This is a genomic window from Bacteroidota bacterium (assembly GCA_018266755.1).
GTDB lineage: Bacteria > Bacteroidota > Ignavibacteria > Palsa-1295 > Palsa-1295 > JAFDZW01.
In genome coordinates, this window is sequence record JAFDZW010000005.1 from 1383140 (window position 1) to 1401256 (window position 18117).

Annotated in this window: 16 protein-coding genes; 7 read left to right on the forward strand and 9 right to left on the reverse strand. The window is 55.9% G+C overall.

The genetic code is table 11. The features are described 5' to 3' along the window. Positions 1-11 precede the first annotated feature (11 nt). The 3 genes from JSS75_10560 to JSS75_10570 are packed head-to-tail and all read left to right on the forward strand — an operon-like array spanning position 12 to position 2132. Positions 12-560 carry a hypothetical protein gene (locus JSS75_10560; GenBank protein MBS1904136.1) on the forward strand — a complete coding sequence of 183 codons (549 nt, stop codon included), beginning with the start codon at positions 12-14 and terminating at the stop codon, positions 558-560. Continuing rightward, a complete protein-coding gene (locus JSS75_10565) occupies positions 460-1449 on the forward strand; it encodes an NHL repeat-containing protein (protein ID MBS1904137.1) in 990 nt (329 codons plus the stop codon). The genes JSS75_10560 and JSS75_10565 overlap by 101 nt, the downstream gene beginning before the upstream one ends. Further along, entirely contained in the window at positions 1416-2132 is a 717-nt protein-coding gene (locus JSS75_10570) for a putative DNA binding domain-containing protein (protein MBS1904138.1), read from the forward strand. Before JSS75_10565 ends, JSS75_10570 begins: the two co-directional genes overlap by 34 nt. A 661-nt stretch (positions 2133-2793) precedes the next feature. Here JSS75_10570 and JSS75_10575 read toward each other — a convergent pair. Together JSS75_10575 and JSS75_10580 are read right to left on the reverse strand one after the other, a co-directional pair. Next, entirely contained in the window at positions 2794-3336 is a 543-nt protein-coding gene (locus tag JSS75_10575; protein MBS1904139.1) for a peptidylprolyl isomerase, read from the reverse strand. A 2-nt stretch (positions 3337-3338) separates the two neighbouring features. Continuing rightward, positions 3339-3977 (reverse strand): peptidylprolyl isomerase, encoded by a 639-nt coding sequence (locus JSS75_10580; protein ID MBS1904140.1) that lies wholly within the window; start codon positions 3975-3977, stop codon positions 3339-3341. A gap of 490 nt (positions 3978-4467) precedes the next feature. Between JSS75_10580 and JSS75_10585 the strand changes: the two genes are divergently transcribed. The 3 genes from JSS75_10585 to JSS75_10595 are packed head-to-tail and all read left to right on the forward strand — an operon-like array spanning position 4468 to position 6654. Continuing rightward, positions 4468-5937, forward strand: coding sequence for a glycine--tRNA ligase (locus tag JSS75_10585; GenBank protein MBS1904141.1), 1470 nt, complete (start codon positions 4468-4470; stop codon positions 5935-5937). Positions 5938-5978: 41 nt separating this feature from the next. Next, entirely contained in the window at positions 5979-6359 is a 381-nt protein-coding gene (locus JSS75_10590) for a four helix bundle protein (GenBank protein ID MBS1904142.1), read from the forward strand. A 43-nt stretch (positions 6360-6402) separates the two neighbouring features. Further along, complete coding sequence (locus tag JSS75_10595; protein MBS1904143.1) at positions 6403-6654, forward strand: hypothetical protein; 252 nt, start codon at positions 6403-6405, stop codon at positions 6652-6654. Positions 6655-6657: 3 nt separating this feature from the next. On the opposite strand, the gene JSS75_10600 is transcribed toward JSS75_10595, so the two are convergent. Further along, positions 6658-7554, reverse strand: a complete 897-nt coding sequence (locus tag JSS75_10600) for an rRNA pseudouridine synthase (protein MBS1904144.1) — start codon at positions 7552-7554, stop codon at positions 6658-6660. 765 nt (positions 7555-8319) lie between these two features. Continuing rightward, a complete protein-coding gene (locus JSS75_10605) occupies positions 8320-9099 on the reverse strand; it encodes a segregation/condensation protein A (GenBank protein ID MBS1904145.1) in 780 nt (259 codons plus the stop codon). A 133-nt stretch (positions 9100-9232) separates the two neighbouring features. On the opposite strand from JSS75_10605, the gene JSS75_10610 reads away from it, so the two are divergent. After that, positions 9233-11401: a choice-of-anchor D domain-containing protein gene (locus tag JSS75_10610; protein ID MBS1904146.1), complete on the forward strand. Its 2169-nt coding sequence runs from the start codon at positions 9233-9235 to the stop codon at positions 11399-11401. A 23-nt stretch (positions 11402-11424) separates the two neighbouring features. Here the strand turns inward: JSS75_10610 and JSS75_10615 are convergent, their stop codons facing one another. The 5 genes from JSS75_10615 to JSS75_10635 all read right to left on the reverse strand — a co-directional run bounded on the left by JSS75_10615 (position 11425) and on the right by JSS75_10635 (position 18117). Beyond that, complete coding sequence (locus JSS75_10615) at positions 11425-11751, reverse strand: DUF971 domain-containing protein (GenBank protein ID MBS1904147.1); 327 nt, start codon at positions 11749-11751, stop codon at positions 11425-11427. Between the two features lie 11 nt (positions 11752-11762). Then, positions 11763-12422, reverse strand: coding sequence for a hypothetical protein (locus tag JSS75_10620; GenBank protein ID MBS1904148.1), 660 nt, complete (start codon positions 12420-12422; stop codon positions 11763-11765). Continuing rightward, positions 12419-15979, reverse strand: a complete 3561-nt coding sequence (locus JSS75_10625; GenBank protein ID MBS1904149.1) for an FAD-dependent oxidoreductase — start codon at positions 15977-15979, stop codon at positions 12419-12421. Before JSS75_10625 ends, JSS75_10620 begins: the two co-directional genes overlap by 4 nt. A 151-nt stretch (positions 15980-16130) precedes the next feature. Then, positions 16131-17243, reverse strand: a complete 1113-nt coding sequence (gene tal / locus JSS75_10630) for a transaldolase (protein ID MBS1904150.1) — start codon at positions 17241-17243, stop codon at positions 16131-16133. A gap of 70 nt (positions 17244-17313) precedes the next feature. After that, positions 17314-18117, reverse strand: coding sequence for a hypothetical protein (locus JSS75_10635; protein ID MBS1904151.1), 804 nt, complete (start codon positions 18115-18117; stop codon positions 17314-17316).

An 18117-nucleotide genomic window follows, 5' to 3' on the forward strand; every position in this document is an offset into this window, starting at 1 on the left:
CTCGGTTGCCGATGCTTCGGTCGCTCTTCGTTGCCCTTGCCATTTCGCTTGCTGCGCAGGTTGCAGATGCACGGGGATTCGAAGTGACCGATTCTGCAACGCAGCAGCATGCGCGGATCGATACTGTCCGCTTCAAGATGACAAAGGATCCGTGGCTTGCTTTTGGGCTCTCGGCAGCCATGCCGGGCGCCGGGCAAATCTATCTCGGCCAGTGGTACAAGACGCCGTTTATTTTAGCCGGCATCGGCGGATGCATTACCGCGGCACTGATCCAGAACGGACGTTACAAGTACACCGCCGATAGCGTGACCAATCAGATCGCACGCGGAGATTTATATAATGCCGCTCGCTACACATCGGTACGAGAGTTCTACCGCGACGATCGCGACCGATGGTATATTTACGCAGGACTTGTGTATGTCGCAAATCTGCTTGACGCCTACATCGCTGCAAACCTCTATGACTTCGACGTCTCCGATCCCGCGGGCGCACATCCGTACATCTCCGCCCCCGCTTCTTCCGCCGAACCGTGGCGCGTTGGTGTTCGCGTGGGCTTTTAGCCTGCTCGTGCTTGCGAGCTGCTCGTCGGCGCCGCGCCTTTCGATTCCCGTCTTTGAAAAAGATCAGTTCATCGGGACACTGACCGTCAAGCGGTCGTTCGGACATTTTACCGACGCATCAGCACTCTCGTTCGATCAGTTCGGCGATTTGTACGTGACCGATGGCGGAGGAAATGGTCTCTACAAATTTAATCGCAAGGGTGATAGTCTTGCCGCTGTCGTCGCTCAGGGACATGACCACGGACAGTTCGACCGTCCGCTTGGTGTCGATGCAAGCCTAACGAACTCGGTTGCCGTTGCCGATCGCAATAATTATCGTATCGAAGTCTTTTCCCGCGATCTCATCTATCAGTCGACGATCGAAGGGCATGCACCGGGCTCGCAGATCCAATTTGGCTATCCCTCGGCCGTATGCCGCAGCACCACGGGGTATTACTATGTGATCGACGGCGAACGTCATCGGCTTATCGCCTTCAATCCCGCAACCGGTGTGCAGCGCGCGTTTACAACCGTCGCCGACGAGCATCACTACGAACTCTTTCCGCGCGATATCGCCCTCGATGCCGGCGAGTATGTCGCCGTCGCCGATGTCAACAGCGGGGGCATCAAGCTGTTCAATTCTACGGGTAGCACCGTCAAAGAGGTTCGCTATCGTCCCGCATCCGAAGCGCGAATGACGGTGAGCGGCAACGACCTGGTTGCGTTCGATCATGTTGCAAATACCGTTCGGCTCTTCGATTTCCGCGAATTGACCTATGCCGGTTCGTACTCGCTCCCACAGGAATTGAAGAATGCGGTCACAGTCGTCAAACGCGACGACGAACTCTATGTGCTGACAAAGGACAAGGTGGTGGTATGTTCGATCCATTCGGCAAGCGACCTGAATTAGTCCTGCGCCCGAAGCATCTGACGCGCCGTGTGCTCGACGAGCGTATCGCCGAAGGCGAGAGCACGACGCTGGAATTCAAGCGACATTTCTCAAGTCCAGATCGGATGGCTAAAGAGATAATCGCTTTCGCCAACACCAAAGGAGGTATGATCCTCATGGGGGTCGACGACGACGGCTCGGTCGTTGGCGTCGAGAGCGAAAAATCGGAAATGGCAGAAATCGAACACACGGCGCAATTCCTCTGCGAGCCGCCGATCCCGGTCGAGATTCAGGTCGTACATTTCGGCGGATCGACCGAGGTAGTCGCCGTAATTATCCCCGAAAGCACGAACAAGCCGCATACCCTCGTCGAGTTTGATTCGAGCGGCAAACGTGTGCAGAACCCGCAGGCACAAGGCTATGTGCGTGTAAAAGATCGTTCGATGCAGGCAAGCCGCGAGGTGATGAAGGTCATGAAGAGCCGCCGCCCGGATGCTCCGCCGCTTCGCATCGCCATCGGATACAACGAACGAGCGCTCTTCGATTACTTAGAGAAGCACGGCCGCATCACCGTCGACGAGTTTGCCAATCTCGTGAACATCTCGCGCCGTCGTGCAAGTAAGATCGTTGTCGATCTCGTCCGTGCCGGGACGCTTCTGATTCATACCGTCGAAACAACAGAGTTCTTTACGCTGTCAGAATAACCCTCGTAGGGTCGAGGCATGCCTCGCCCGCACTTCGGATAGCACAATGCTTACTTTGACAGTAACACCGAACCGTGTCATTGCGAGGACTGCGCGGCACTCATCCTTCGCGCATCAGTCATGTTGGGCGCAGTCCGTGGCAATCTAAGAGATTTCGTGTGCCGGAAAGATTTTAGATTGCTTCGTCAGCCGTCAACGTGATTGGTAGTCCGACACCGCTCGTTACGGCTTCCTCGCAATGACAGATTGGAGGGTCAGACTACATGGGGCATTCGAGCGGGTGAAGGCGGGCGAGGCATGCCTCGCCCCTACGTTCTTTTTGGGGGTAATCCTGAGGTTTGCAGATTTCTTCAATGTGTCATTGCGAGGACTGCACGGCACTAAACCTTCGGACATCCCGACATATCGTGCGCAGTCCGTGGCAATCTAAGAGATTTCGTGTGCCGGAAAGATTTTAGACTGCTTCGTCAGCCGCTGACGTGATTGGTAGTTTGACACTGCTCGTTGCGGCTTCCTCGCAATGACAGATTGGAGAGTCAGACTACATGGGGCATTCGTACGGGTGAAGGCGGGCGAGGCATGCCTCGCCCCTACGGGGAGGTTGTGCAAAAAAAAGCCGCTGGTGTTCAGCGGCTTTTGTCTTCAAGTTTTCGTCTTGGGATTATCCTTCGACGTACACTTTCTTCATGACTGCAACGCGGCCCGGATTGTCGTTGCCGTCGCGCTTGAGGCCTGCGATCTTATCGAGCGCATCGAATCCGTCGGTGAGCTGTCCCCAGACCGTGTATTGACGATCGAGGAATTGTGCAGCGTCGTGGCAAATAAAGAACTGGCTCGAGGCCGAGTTCGGGTCGCTGGTGCGAGCCATCGAGCAAACGCCGCGCTTGTGGCTGACATCGTTGAACTCCTGCTTGAGCTTATCGCCCATCGAGCCGGTGCCGTGGGTGCGAAGGTTATCGCTCTTGGAGTTCGGGTCGCCGCCCTGAATCATAAAGCCCGGGATCACGCGGTGGAACGTACAGTTATCGTACATGCCATCGGTTGCGAGCTTCACGATCTGCGCAACATGGTTCGGTGCGAGCTTGTCAAAGAGCTGGATCTTCAGTGCGCCGAAATCGGTCTCGATCACGAGCCGGCGGTCCGGCGTCGATGTGTAGTTGGCGAGTATTTCGCCGCTATAGGGTGCGGTATTGCTTGTTGCCATAATTACTCCTGTACCCACGCTTTGGTGATCAGTGCATCTTTGCCCGGGTTGACGCTACCGTCCGCCGGGTTCTGCTGGTATTTGCCGGAGTCATGGAGAGCGGTGATCTTGTCCAATACATCATAGCCTTGCACTAATTGCCCCCAGACAGTGTACTGATGGTCAAGCATCGAGGCTGTCGCATTGCAAACGAAGAACTGACTGGTCGCAGAATTCGGATCCTGAGTACGAGCCATCGAGCAGACGCCGCGAAGATGTTTGACTTCATTAAACTCTGCCTTTAGTCGATCTCCCATGCCACCCATTCCGTCGTTGCTGGGATCTGCATCCTTGGTATTCGGATCGCCGCCCTGGATCATAAAGCCGGGAATGATACGGTGGAAGTATGTTCCATCGTACATGTGATCTTTTGCGAGCTTCGTGATCTGTGCCACGTGGTTCGGTGCGACCTTGTCGAAGAGTTGGATTTTCATCGTCCCGAGGACGGTTTCAAACACCAGCAACCGCTTGGGATTCGAGCAATACTTGTCGAGCGTCGGGCCGGAATATGGCGGGTTGTCCTCAACTTTCTTCAACTGCGCCGAACAGCTCACGCTCACGAGCGAGAGAACGGCAAAAACGAAAAGTGCAAGTCTGTTCATGTAGTGGTTTCCTTGTAAACAATACGCGGACACGCCGCGCCTGAGCGTGGTTAAACGGGCAGGCTGTGGCGAAGGTTTCGGGGGAGGCTATCTCCCTACCGTAGGGTCGAGGCATGCCTCGACCGCACTCTCGGCGGAGACAATCCTTGGTTCTGCCACCATCCCAAACAGTGTCATTGCGAGGACTGCGCGGCACTAATCCTTAGGCCATCCCGACTGCCCAGCGCAGTCCGTGGCAATCTAAGAGATTTCGTACGCTCGAAAGATTTTAGATTGCTTCGTCAGCCGCTGAAGTGAGTGGTGGTCCGACAGTGCTCGTTGCGGCTTCCTCGCAATGACATCTTGATGAGTCTGACTGCATGGGGCATTCGTACGGGTGAAGGCGGGCGAGGCGTGCCTCGCCCCTACGGGGTTCCAGGGCTCCGTGGTGGCTTAACTTATCTCCCCTCTTCGGCGTTTAATACGTCCGCTTAATCCGTAGCATTCAATCGTGGCAAAACCTCAGGCAACGGGCGCTCAGACGCTCGAAAAGATCGTATCGCTGGCAAAGCGCCGCGGCTTCATTTTCCAGTCGTCCGAGATCTACGGCGGCCTCAACGGCTGCTGGGATTACGGCCCGCTCGGCGTTGAATTGCTGCGTAACCTCAAAGAGGCGTGGTGGCGCTCGATGACCAATCGCGACGAGATCGAAGGGCTCGACGCCTCGATCCTCATGCATCCGCGCGTCTGGGAAGCCTCCGGCCACGTCCAGCACTTTTCGGACCCGATGGTGGACTGCAAGTCCTGCAAGGCCCGCTTCCGCCTCGACCACCTCTTCGCCGACATGTCCGAGAAGAAAGTGCAGGCGATCGCAAAGCACCTGACCATCGAGCATCGCGACCACACGAAGGACGAGCTCGCGGAGTACATCTTTGCCCAGCTCGATGCGAACCCGGCGCTCTTCGAACAGCTCGTCGAAGAAGAGCTCATCGTCTGCCCGAATTGCGGTACGAAGAAGTCGCTGACTGCTCCGCGCAACTTCAACCTGATGTTCGAGACCTACATCGGACCGGTGAAGGATGCAGCGAACGTCGTGTATCTGCGTCCCGAGACGGCACAGGGCATCTTCGTGAACATGCTCAACGTGATGCAGTCATCGCGTCAGAAGCTGCCGTTCGGCATCGCCCAGATCGGCAAAGCATTCCGAAACGAGATTAATACGAAGAACTTCCTTTTCCGTACGCGCGAGTTCGAGCAGATGGAAATGCAGTTTTTCGTCAAGGACGGCACCGACGATCAGTTCTTCGAGCAGTGGCGCGAGCAGCGGTTCAACTGGTGGATCGCGCTCGGTATGCCGAAAGACAAGTTGAAGCTCAAGCCGCATGAGAAGCTTGCGCACTATGCGAAGGCGGCGGTTGACATCGAGTTCGAATTCCCGTTCGGCTTCGGCGAGATCGAAGGCATCCACAACCGTACGAACTTCGATCTGTCGCGCCACGAAGAGTTCAGCGGCAAGTCGCTCTCGGTGCATGACGAAGAGACGAAGGAGAAGAAAGTCCCGTTCGTGATCGAAACGTCAGCCGGCGCCAGCCGTGGCTTCATGGCATTCCTCTGCAATGCGTACAACGAAGAAGAGGTCGGCGGTGAACAGCGTGTCGTGATGCGCTTACATCCGTTCCTCGCTCCGATCAAAGCAGCTATCCTACCGCTCGTCAACAAGGACGGGATGCCCGAGATCGCTGAGAAGCTCACGAAAGACCTGCAGCGCGCGATGAAAGTGTTCTACGACGATAGCGGAGCCGTCGGCCGCCGCTACCGCCGCCAGGACGAAGTCGGCACCCCGTTCGGTGTAACCATCGACTCGGATACGCTGCAAGACCAGACAGTCACTATCCGCGAACGTGATTCGATGGAGCAGATCAGACTCCCCATTGAGAAGGTAAAGAGCTATCTGCTCGAGAAGATCGAATGTCCGGTGTGAGAGTAACGAGTTGAAAGTAACGAGTAACGAGTATTGTTATCATGCCTGTCAAGAATTTTGAAGACTTGGTCTGTTGGCAGAAGGCGCGGACACTATGCAACGCCGTCTACGACTTCACCGAGAGTTCTAAATTCAAGAAAGACTACCGGCTATGCGACCAGATCGAAGCTGCGGCAGTCTCAGTTATGTCGAACATAGCGGAAGGGTTCGAGCGGGCGAGACGCAATGAGTTTATACAATTCTTGCAAATAGCAAAAGGCTCTTGCGGCGAAGTCCGATCTCAGTTATATGTGGCGTTAGATCGTGGGTACATCACTGAGGAGCAGTTTGAGGCAACGCGTAACCAAGCCATTGAAGTAAGCAGAATGATAGGCGGTCTTCGGGCCAAACTACTTCGTGATCGCCATAACGAAAAGGCATGATACCCCACTCGTTACTCGTTACTTTTAACTCGTTACTACAGGCATGAATCCGAACAGAGCTCTCGGCCTCGCAATCCTAATCGTCCTGTTCGTAGGGCCGGTGGCAGGACTTGTCTTTCGTATTCCGTTCGGATACACGATGTCCTTCATGGCCGGAGCAGTCGCGATTTGGTATGGCATCGCGAAGCTACGCTGGGAGCGCAAACAGGATGAGCGCAGACGACGAGCAGTGGAGGCGTATATAGACCGGCAACTTCTCGAACAAGAAGAAGAACGCAAACACGGTGCCGAGTAGAAATTAGAATCCGAAGTCGTCTTCCTTCACGCCGGCCACGCGTTTGAGCGCCCGAACTTCCCGTTGCGTCAGTGGCCGACTTTCACCTCGTTTCATTCCCTGATGGGTGATCCCTGCAAACGAAACGCGGTCGAGTTTCTCGACTTCATACCCATGCGTCTCGAAGAGGCGTCGGACTTCATGGTACTTCCCTTCTCGCAACGTGATCATCACGTCGCGCTGATCGCGCGTTGAGAGATCGAGCTCTACCTTCGACGTCACGTTTCCGCGACCGATATTGACGCCACCGCCAGCGATGCGCTCGGCATCGCTTCGTGCGAGCGGCTTGTTGAGATAGGCGTGGTAGATACGAGGGATCTCGTATCGTGGGTGCGTCAACTTTGCCGTCAGGTCGCCGTCGTTGGTCAGGAGCAGTACGCCGGTTGTGTTGCGATCGAGACGACCCACCGGATACAGACGTTCGTGTGAATGCACGAGGTCCATCACCGTCTTGCGGTCTTTCTCGTCCTTGACGGTGGTGATGTAATCCTTCGGCTTGTTCAGGAGGATGTATAAATGTTTTTCACGCAACGAGACGGTCGCACCGTCAACGACGATCTTGTCTTGATACGGATGTACCTGGACCCCAAGCTCTGTAATCACCTTGCCGTTGACGCGAACTTTCCCGAGCGTGATCAGCTCGTCGGCTTTGCGACGCGAGGTGACTCCGCTCGAGGCGATGAAGCGGTTGAGCCTCATCGTCGCGACCGCAGACTCAGACCTCGGCCTCTGCGTTCGCTTCGCCAGCCGGGGCTTCGGCGCCGGCATCTGCAAGCGCTTCTTCTGCCCTCTCGGCGATGGCTTCGTCGTCGAGCGTTTCGGCGCTTGTTTCTTCTTTGCTGACGGCGATGATCTCGTCAATGGTGACCGCGTCTTGTTCGGCATCTGGATCGACAAATTCTTGTGCAGCTTCTTCGAGTGTGGTCGCCTTGACCGACTCTTCTTTGAGTAGTTCTTCGATCTCGCGCGGCTTCGGCAGGTCCTTCATCGACGGCAGACCGAACTGGCGCAAGAACTCGTCCGTCGTGCCATAGAGCAACGGACGCCCGACCGCTTCAGCGCGGCCGGTGATGGTGACGAGATTCTTTTCGAGCAGCGACTTCAACACTTCATCGCAATTCACGCCGCGAATGTTCTCGATGTCCGCTTTCGAGACGGGCTGCTTGTAGGCAACGATCGCAAGCGTCTCGAGCGCGGCGCTCGAAAGGCGGCGGCGCGAACGCTCTTTGTATAAGCGCGAGACGTACATGCTCACGCCCGGCTTCGTCGCGAACTGGAAGCCTCCGGCGATCTCCACGATATGGAATGCGCGGCCGGTCTCTTCGTAGGAAGCATTGAGCAATTCGACGGACTGACGAATCACGTCCAGGTCGAGCAGCGCTCTCTTCCTCGAGCCTTTGCCTTCGGCGGCGGGCTCGTCGGCCGGTGTATCGAGCAGATCCGGTTCGGCAGCGCCATCGGCAGGCACAGCAACTGCCGCGCGCTTGATGGGCTCGTCAAGAATCAGCGAACGAATATCGTTCGCCGACAGCGGTTCGTCACTGGCGAATACCAACGCCTCGACGACATCTGCAAGGTCTTGTGGATTTTTATAATCCAATGGCATGAGGGGGTTCTCGGATTTCGTTACGGTTTGAAGAGAATGATATCGTCGAACGCATCGCTCTGGCGCAATGCGATCATTTGGCTGCGCACGAGTTCGAGCACCGCCATAAATGTGACAACCAAGCGCAAGCGCACCGGCGTCGAAAGCTCTTCGATCGTGTTGGCGTCGATGAAGCCGGTAAAGAGCTCGATGAAGTTCATTTCGCCCTTGAAGGCAAGCATGTCGAGGATATACTCGCTTTGTTCCTCCACCGTCACGGGGATCATCTCGACATCGTGGGTCCGCTTGATCAGCGGTGCTCTGAGCATCGCCTTTTGGAATGCCGAGAGCAGATGGAAGAGCGTAATACTTCCGACGAGATCTTCGCTGTCGTCCTCGATATGCGACTCGCGATCGTCGGCTTTGAAGAACTGCCGATAATGAAGTTTGCGCGCCTCCTCGTTCATGGTCCCGAGTTGCTCGCTCATTTCTTTGAAGCGGCGGTATTCGATCAGTCGGCGGACGAGATCGGCACGCGGATCGTCTTCTTCGATCCCTTCCTCGGTGCGCTCCTCCCGGGGCAGGAGCATCTTGGCCTTGATCTGGCAGAGCTCCGCGGCGACAACAATAAACTCGCCCGCAACTTCGAGGTCGAGCATCTGCATCATGCGCAAATACCCGAGAAATTCCGTCGTGATGTGATGCACCGGAATGTCATAAATATCGAGCTCATCTCGTTTTATGAAAAACAGGAGCAGATCGAGCGGACCCTCGAACAGCGGCAGTCGAATCTTATATTGTTGTGACGCGAGTTGTTCCAAAACAGTCTGAATTTCCGCTAAAATACGGCAGAATCGGTAACAATCCCTTGACGGGTATTCTTCCTGTGAAACCGAACAAATCTAGTAACAACTTGTTGTATTTTTCAATGTGATGAGACACAGGATGACCTTCATGACCAGAAACGCTGTTTTTGCCCTTTTCCTGAGTGTTCTGGCCGCCTCAGTGGCTACTGCCCAGTGGCAGATTCCCACGCCACGCGAACAGCACGCTGTGCCGTCCGACGGTACCACGATAAATTATCCGACCGTGTCGCTTCCGATCGGCGTCCGGTACCATATCCACTCCGAGGGCCGGGTTCAGGTCTCGAGTGCCGGCGATATTGCCGATGCCTGCTACTACGTGAACGTATTTCCATTCGGCCCGAATGTCGTCCCGGTTTCTGCCAAAGTACGACTCAGCGGCACCCAGGAGTCATGGATGTACGACTTGTTGTCGCCACAATCCTATCAATCGTCGCACACATACGATGTAGGCACGGCAAGTCAGGGCTCACCGTTGAGCGTTCGATTCTTCGACCGCAGCGACCCGCCGAACGCATATTATAACGACAACTCCGGTTCGCTCACGGTCGAGGTGGCGCAAGAAACGCCGATGATCGTCGCGAAATACGATACGGTCCGCTTCGGCAATATCGCTGTCGGTAAGAACCGTACCCTTGAGGATTCGATCGAAGCCTATGGCACCGAAGGATACCGCTGCGACGGCGTCTCGCTTTCGGGTCCGTCGCAAAGTAAGTTTTTCGTCTTCAGCGAGCGGACCGTTCCATTCGGTCTGCAGGAAACGACCAACGAATTCCGGTTCACCTATACACCAACAACGATACAGGCCGACACTGCATACTTACGGTTGGTCTCGTCCAATGCATATCTGCCGCAGCGCAGCTTTGTGATCGTCTTGATCGGTAATGGGATCGGCAGCCAGTTGACGGTCGCGAGAGACACGCTGGATTTTGGCACCATCCGCGTCAACTCGACGAAGAATCTGACCCAGACGTTCCGAAACGCAGGATCGGTGGATGCAACGATCGCTTCGATCGTGGTTGCCCCTGCCGGAAATTTCACGGCCGGCGCGACGCCGATCAGCGTGCCAGGGACTGGTTCGGCCGGATGTACGGTCTCATTCACTCCGACAAGCGTCGGCAATTTCTTTACCCGTTTCATCTGTACGACCGACGACGGCTCGACACTCGTATTCTATGCCAAAGGCGCAGGTGGCATTCCTTCTCCGTATATCAGCTCGCCCGTGCTCGACTTCGGGCGTCTGCTGATGAATAGCTCAAAGACACTCTCCGATACGATCCTCAATAAAGGCACGACCGACCTGAATGTTGTGTCTACGACAAATACGAACGCGTTTGAATATACAGTGATCGGAGGCCAAGGGCCGCAAAGCTATCCGCCCGGCAACGGGGCACGGTACTCGTTCACGTTTACCCCGCGCGTTCATATCCCCTTCTGGGGCAACCACGACGGGTCGTTCACGTTCAACTTCGACGACGGAACAAGTAAAACGATTGTCTTCAAGGGATGCGATCACGATGCGATCAGTACACGCCTGGCGATCGATACGAATTATTATGTGAATGTCGGCAACACGATCGAGGTCTCCCAAAAACTTCTCGGTCCTCTCGATAGCGCCTTCACTCCGATCCGTTCGCTGCAAGAGCGGATCAGCTTCGATCAGCAAACATTCGATTTTGTGAGCGCCCGCAAGGGTGCGCTGACGGCGAGCGGCGATTGGACGTTGACGACAACACCCGGGCCCGGCTTTATCGACATCAAGCTTTCGGCAACAAATTCGTCGTTCGTGGCAACTGGCAGCATTGTCCTGCTCACGTTCCGAGCACATACGGACGCCATTCCGGGCCAGCTTACCTTATTGCCGCAACTGAGCATCGACTTCGCGAATAACTTCGAACCCCTTGTCACCTCGAGTTCGGGACGGATCATTGTCTCAGATATGTGCACACCTGTGCGGCTTACAAATGCATATACATCGAAGAAAACCTACATCGAACAGACACAACCGAACCCGGTGGTGCGCGAAGCGCTGGTCAACTATACGATCGGCACCGATGTCGGCGGCACGGCTGCCGTGCCGGTTAGAATTCGAATCTTCGACCAAATGGGAAGACTGGTGCAGGTTGCTGTGAATGAGAACTTGGCGGCGGGTCGTTATTCTACGGTGTTTTCCACCACCGATCTCGCACCTGGAATGTATTGGTACACGCTCGATGCGGGCGGCGTCTCGTGCTCGCGATCGATGCTCGTGGTTCGGTAACGGAAGAGGACAGGTGTAGCCGGTTACGAAGCGATCGAACCGTTCTTGATCGCCGATGCAAGTGCTCGCAAATATTCCCAGGAATAGATACCCGTATCGTGCCCATCCTTCCAGTATGCCTGAACGGCGTACTGTCCGACCGGCACCAATTTCTCGAGCTGATACATCCCTTCCTGAAATATTTTCAGAGGCGCTGGATAATGCGTACCGAGGATCGTCTCGCCTTTACATCCTGCGCATGGGCATTCGTCGCGGAGCACCTTGATCGGATATTCGGACTGCGAGCCGTCATCCCATGTGATGACGAGCATCTCTCGTTCTGCATCGCGCTTAATTCGGGTAGGTTGCATGGTGTGCAGAATTACTTCTTCTCCGATTGTTCGATAAACTGAAAACCGGTCTTTGGCAGACTAAACTTTGTGGTATCGACTGCCCATGCCGTGTCCAATGCAACGAGTTGTGTTCCGATCATCCCATCGCGTGTCTGGGTAATCTTTTTCATGAGGATACCTCTCCAGATCCAGAACTTCCCGCTTCCGTCACGGTTCTCCCATCGAGTGGCGGGGACTCCGGCGATCGTATCGGTCCCGACGGCACGCATCAAATTGTTGTGCATGCTCTTCTCGAGGAACTGTGCCGGGGTCGGAATTTCGGACTCGGAAAGATGGTAGAGACTATCCAACTCGGGTGGTTTGAGATGCACAACCTTCCGCTCGTTCAAGGAGATATTATAGACGTCGGCCAGGCGGGTAATCCCCGCGCTACCGACTGGCTGTATGCCTTGTTCCCCGAGCAATTCATATTTCGAGTACCGTGCTTCGTACCTCCCATAGTCGGCAATGAACATCTCTTCGCCTCCGCGAGCGTTGCCGAGGAATTCGTACTGCATGTGCACATTCTTGATCTCGTAACGCCGGAATGCATTCACCGGTCCCGAGTACTCGTGTTTGCCGCAGCCGATGACAGAGGCGACGAGCGCCGCACCGAGCAGCGCCCGAAGGGTGGATATACGAATGGTCATACGTGTGCAACAGGGTCGAGCGTCAGCAAGTGCTCGAAATATCCGAGCGATAGTTTTTCCTGTAACGAATTGACCTTCAAGCGATCGTTGAGGTTTTTGAAATCCACCATGTCCAGCGGCTGATCTTGGTTGAAGCAACTGAAGACAAAGCCCTTCTCTTCCTGCGTCACCGGATCGACGTGCTTTTGCAGACACTGTGCGCAGACTTCCTTCATCATGCACTGCATCGGTGAGTTGATCGAACCGATGGCGGCGTGTCCTTCTTTCATGAGCTCACCTAGCACGCCATCTTTCCGTCGCGCCGCTTTGACTGCCGCCATCATGCGGTCGGAACCGATGGCGATGATGCGGTCTATGTTGCAGAACGGGAACATGCGTTCGACGCCAAGCTTCTGGTCATGGTAGGCCAGCATCGCCTGAATGATGTTACCGCGGAAGTGCGTATCCTGCGGACGGTTCGACGAGATCTCGGCACCGGCATCGGTTGACCAGATGACCTGGTCGGTGGCCGCTTCGATCTCTTCGCGTTTGAAAAGGTCCTCGCCGAACTTGTAGCCGGCAAAGTAGATCACCTTGTTGTTCTTCTCCTTCAGCGCCTTCGCGATCGAGAAGAGCACGGCATTACCGAGGCCGCCGCCGGCGAGTAATACGGTCTCGTTCTCGGGGATCTCGGTCGGAGCGCCGGTCGGGCCCATGACAATCACGGGCTCGCCGGGCTTCAGCATTGCAACTTGCCGCGAGCTCGAGCCCATTTCGAGCACGATCAGCGACAGCAGCCCCGCTTCTTTATCGACCCATGCACCGGTGAGCGCCAGGCCCTCCATCGTGATCGGCGTGTTCGAGATCGTCTTCGCCAGTCGTTCGAAATTCTGTAAGCGGTAGAACTGACCCGGATGGAAGTGACGTGCAGCGGCCGGAGCTTTCACAACGACCTCAACGATCGTGCGGGTCAAGCGCTCCACTCTGACGACCGTCGCTTTGAACTCGTCGTCTATCATGCGGCGCATCGCATACCATTCGCCGATATCGACGACATCGCGCTTGTCTGCCTTGCCCCACACTGCATAGACAACATGCTTGAAGCCATCTTTTGCACTGGCCATTGCTTTGACGACATTCCCTGCATAGCGGGGATGATTGTCGCCGTAGAACGTGATGTACTTGCCGTTCTTGTTGTAGCTCGTGAAGAAGCCGTTGTCGTTCGGCTCGAACGAACCGTTGAGGTGATGCGGCTGGAAAAAGTTGTCCCACTTGTCTTTGACGAACGTCCCCGGCTGTTCGCGTTCGTAGATCGTGTTCGGGCTGGTGCCTGCAGCGACGCAGACGCTCTTGGCCGCGAACTCGACGAACTCGCCGTTACCGCGCTGCTTGCCATCGATCATTGCCTGACGCTCGAAGCGCATGGCCTTCACTGCGCCAAACTCGTCGGCGATCGCTTCGAGGGGCGACATGTTCTCGACGTAGTAAATGCCCTCTTCGAGCGACTTCTCGATCTCTTCGTGATTGAGCCTGTATGCCGGCGAATCCTTCAGACTCTTGCGATAGACGAGCGTGACGCCACCCCACTTGCGTACGAGCGGTACGAAGTTCGGCTTCTCGCCTGAAGCTTTCGCGCGTGCGCGCTCGGCACGGACTTCCCTGCCGTGCTCGAGGAATGTGGCAAGGATCGCTTTGTCCTCGGCATCGAGACGAGCGAAGAACGCCTCTTCGCCACTTTCTTTCACCACGATCTCGTATCGGTCGAGTACTTTCTCGACCTGAATCGGATAGTACGCTGCAAGTTCTGTCGCCGTGTCGATGGCCGTCAGTCCGCCGCCGATGACAACAGCCGGCAGTTGGACCTGCAAATTGGTGAGCGTCGTCTTCTTCGCTGCACCAGTAAGCTGCAGGGCCATGAGAAAATCGGAAGCTTTGCGAATGCCGCGGATGAGATTATTCTTCATCGGCACGATCGTCGGCTTGCCTGCACCGCTGGCAATGGCAATGTGATCGAAATGGTAGCGGTCGAATGCGTCCTCGATTGTCACTGTCCCACCGAAGCGAACGCCACCATAGATGGCGAACGTGTTGCGCCGCGAGAGCGTCAGGTAGATGAGCGTCAGGAAGTTCTTATCCCAACGCACAGTGATGCCGTACTCGGCGACGCCGCCGAAGCCGTCCATCGACCGATGATCGAGCGCACGATAGATATCATCCCAATGCTCGATCGGTTTCGGCGCAACCCACTTGCCGTCGTTGCCGAGATACCCCGTCAATTCCTTTTCAAGCGGTTCGATCTTCAAACCATCAATCCCAACGACTCCGAACCCTTCGTTGAGTAGATAGTGAGAAAGCGTATAACCGGCGGGGCCAAGCCCGACGACGAGCGTCTTCTTGCCGGTGTACTCGACTGGGTACGGGCGACGCACGTTCAGCGGATTCCAGCGAGTGAGCAAGCCATAGACTTCGACGCCCCAGCGCATGCGCAGTACGTCGGTCAGCGCGCCTGTCTCGGCCTGCGGGATGTTCACCGGCGTCTGCTTCTGATAGATGCATGCTTTCATGCAGTCGTTGCAGATACGGTGCCCGGTGCCGGGGCACATCGGATTATCGAGCATCACGAGTGCGAGCGAGCTGATCGAGTCGCCCTTCGATTGGAGCATGTGCATTTCCGAAATCTTCTCGTCGAGCGGGCAGCCGGTGAGCTTGATTCCCAGCGGATTCTTTTTCAGCGAACCGTCCTTCTCATGAATCCCCTTCGAACAGGAGTCCTTCGAACGATCGTGACAGAAGATGCAGTACTCGGTCTCGCCGCGAACTTCGCGCTGATTCATGCGGTCGTCGGTGAGGGCGAAGCCATCGCGGCGGCGATACTCTTCTTCGGGCCCGATGATCTTTTCGGGCAGTAACTCCTCCGGACGGATGATCTGGACGAGGTTATCGAAATCCATATTGTGCGGCAAGTGATAGCTTGCCCACGTCTTCACCCGTGCATGCAGCGAATGATCGTACACGCAAGCAGCGATGTAGGCTTCGAACATGTCCATTGTACCTGCGGGGTGCTTTGCCAGCTCGCCCGATTTTTCTTCTGCGACAAGCTGCATTGCCATCTTCGCCGTCGCAAGCTCTTCGTCGTATTCAGTGAAGATCGATGCGAAGGCTCCACTACGAAGCGCATCGTATGCCGCCGTGAGATCGGCGATCGGCGCGACCGCCGTACATTTTTCGAGCGTCGAGAGCTTCTTCATTGCACGACGTTGGAGGAAGTCGCGCTTGAAATCGAAGATCACCTTCTCGCGCTGGGCAACGGTCATCAGACGTTCGCGGTCGGACTGAATATTAAACAGGTCCGCAACGAACTCGCCGACATACGGCGCCATCTCCACGAGCAGCGTCGACACGTCGACCGGCGTCAGAGCGCCGCCGCCGCTTGCAGCGTACGCATTCCAACGCGTCGAGAGTGCGGCATCGCGCGAAGCGACGAACGCGTGGAACACCGTGTGAAGTCGAGCAAGTGCGCTCGCGTCGAAGAGGTCGGAGTAAGAGAAGTTCTTAAGACCCAGTTGCAATTGTGACACTGTCGTCGTAGCTACTCAAAGTGAATAGCAATAAACAACCGTGCCCACGGAACGGTTGAGAAAAACGAGGATAATAATCTTCGATATCGGACTAGACCAGCCCGATTATTTCAAGTGTGGTGCGGACCCATGAGGACCGGGCCGCTCGCGCTTACTCAACCGTTTCGGCGACCTTCGCGCGTTTCGCTTCGAGCACCGACAAGAGCTTTGCGAAGGCTTCTTCGAATTTCTTGACGCCGTCGAGCTGGAGCGCTGCGGCGACCTGCTCGGTATCGATGCCAAGAGCACGAAGACGGTCGATCACATCATGTGCCTCGGCGAGGCCCGTAGCAAGCGTATCTGCCGCCTTGCCGTGGTCGGCGAACGCAGCGAGGGTATCGTCCGGCACTGTAGTCACGGTCTCTTTGCCGATCAGGGGTTCGATGTAGAGCACGTCGCTATACGCCGGGTTCTTTGTGCTCACCGATGCCCAAAGGCAGCGCTGCACATTGGCGCCTGCCGCACGCAGATCGTCGAATTCTTTCCCGTAGAAGATCTTCACATAGCGCTCGTACGCAAGCTTTGCGTTGGCGTTCGCAGCCTTGCCCATCAGATCGGCATGGTCGCCGCCCTTCTGTGCAAGTTGCGCATCTACATTCGAATCGACACGCGAGAGGAAGAAACTCGCCACCGAGCGCACGTTCGAAACGTCCTCGCTCTTTTCGACACGGGCACGAATACCAGCGATATAGGCACGAGCCACCGACGCATAGTTCTCGATGCCGAAAAGCAGTGTGACATTCACGTTGATGCCCTCGGAGATAGCCTGGGTGATCGCAGTCAGGCCGTCCGGCGTACCGGGAATCTTGATCATCACGTTCGGCCGGTCAACAATCTTCCAGAGTCGGCGAGCCTGTGTGATGGTCTCTTCGGTGTTATGCGCGATGGTCGGGTCGACCTCGATGCTCACGTAGCCGTCTTCGCCGCCGGTTGCGACGAATGTATCGTAGAGGACGTCTGCGGCGAGGCGTACGTCGTCGGTCGTCAGCTTGTCGTAGATCTCGTGCGTCGTTACGCCTTCTTCGATGAGCGAGCGAATATCGTCGTCATATTCGGCTCCTTTGGAGATCGCCTTTTCGAAGATCGCCGGGTTGCTCGTCACGCCCTTAACGCCGAGCTCGTCGATCATCGCGGCAAGTCCGCCGGAGGTGACGAACGAACGACTGATATTATCGTACCACAACGATTGGCCAAAGACTGCAACGGATTTCCAGGGATTCGACATGCGCTGAAAGAATAAGAAAAAACCCTCGTTGCAGAACAACGAGGGTTCGGAAAAAGAAGTGTCGCAGATTTTATCGGCCGACGAGCGCGCGAACGGCAACACCGGCGAATGCAGAGTTCGCTTTCCAGTTGCCCGGGATCGCATTACTATTGACCTTCGTCAGTGCCAGATCGTACCCGACGGTGGGGCTGGCCACCCAGGTTTCCGTGATCGGGATATCATAGGCGAACATCGCACGAAGCGCCAATCGGATCGACGACGGATCGAGCACGTCCGTCTTCGAAGCGACATTTGAAGTCCCCACCGCAGCAGACACCTCAACGGTACGAGTAATGCTACTCGTCATCTTGATACCAGTGCTGAGCACAGCCTGGATACTTGGGCCCACTGGCGTTGGTGCAGGAGTAAAATTATACTTGTACCCAAGATTCAGCGTCATGTACGTCAGATTGGCGGAAGCGGAAGTATTGACATACCCGAGTTTAGTAACGCCGTTATACTTGGTCAATACCTGCGTACTACCGTTATTGATGGCCGTGAACTTACTGGACTTCGAATCGAAGATCACTTCGGCCATGATGAAGTTCTGCATCGTTTCTGCATTGAGCGGCAACAATGCCGAGACGCCGACGAACGGTGCGATATCAGAACCGTTCTGCGCAAGGAAGCATGTCGGCTCAAGCCCTAAGAGGGGGAATTGATCCGTGCTATAGGTTACCAGATTAACACCTCCGATGGGACCGATCAGCCAGCCACCGACCTCTGTAGGCATAAGTACGTCACCACCCGAGCCCTGTTCTCCCTGGGCATGGACGAGGCCCGCGGCTAGCAGCAGCACAAGTGCCGTCAGATAGGAAAGAATGCGTTTCTTCAT

Coding starts and splice junctions, on each gene's coding strand:
- JSS75_10570 (MBS1904138.1), top strand. CDS start 1,416: ATGTTCGATCCATTCGGCAAGCGACCTGAATTAGTCCTGCGCCCGAAG.
- JSS75_10620 (MBS1904148.1), bottom strand. CDS start 12,422: ATGACCATTCGTATATCCACCCTTCGGGCGCTGCTCGGTGCGGCGCTC.
- JSS75_10615 (MBS1904147.1), bottom strand. CDS start 11,751: ATGCAACCTACCCGAATTAAGCGCGATGCAGAACGAGAGATGCTCGTC.
- JSS75_10595 (MBS1904143.1), top strand. CDS start 6,403: ATGAATCCGAACAGAGCTCTCGGCCTCGCAATCCTAATCGTCCTGTTC.
- JSS75_10565 (MBS1904137.1), top strand. CDS start 460: ATGACTTCGACGTCTCCGATCCCGCGGGCGCACATCCGTACATCTCCG.
- JSS75_10575 (MBS1904139.1), bottom strand. CDS start 3,336: ATGGCAACAAGCAATACCGCACCCTATAGCGGCGAAATACTCGCCAAC.
- tal (MBS1904150.1), bottom strand. CDS start 17,243: ATGTCGAATCCCTGGAAATCCGTTGCAGTCTTTGGCCAATCGTTGTGG.
- JSS75_10560 (MBS1904136.1), top strand. CDS start 12: ATGCTTCGGTCGCTCTTCGTTGCCCTTGCCATTTCGCTTGCTGCGCAG.
- JSS75_10610 (MBS1904146.1), top strand. CDS start 9,233: ATGACCAGAAACGCTGTTTTTGCCCTTTTCCTGAGTGTTCTGGCCGCC.
- JSS75_10635 (MBS1904151.1), bottom strand. CDS start 18,117: ATGAAGAAACGCATTCTTTCCTATCTGACGGCACTTGTGCTGCTGCTA.
- JSS75_10580 (MBS1904140.1), bottom strand. CDS start 3,977: ATGAACAGACTTGCACTTTTCGTTTTTGCCGTTCTCTCGCTCGTGAGC.
- JSS75_10590 (MBS1904142.1), top strand. CDS start 5,979: ATGCCTGTCAAGAATTTTGAAGACTTGGTCTGTTGGCAGAAGGCGCGG.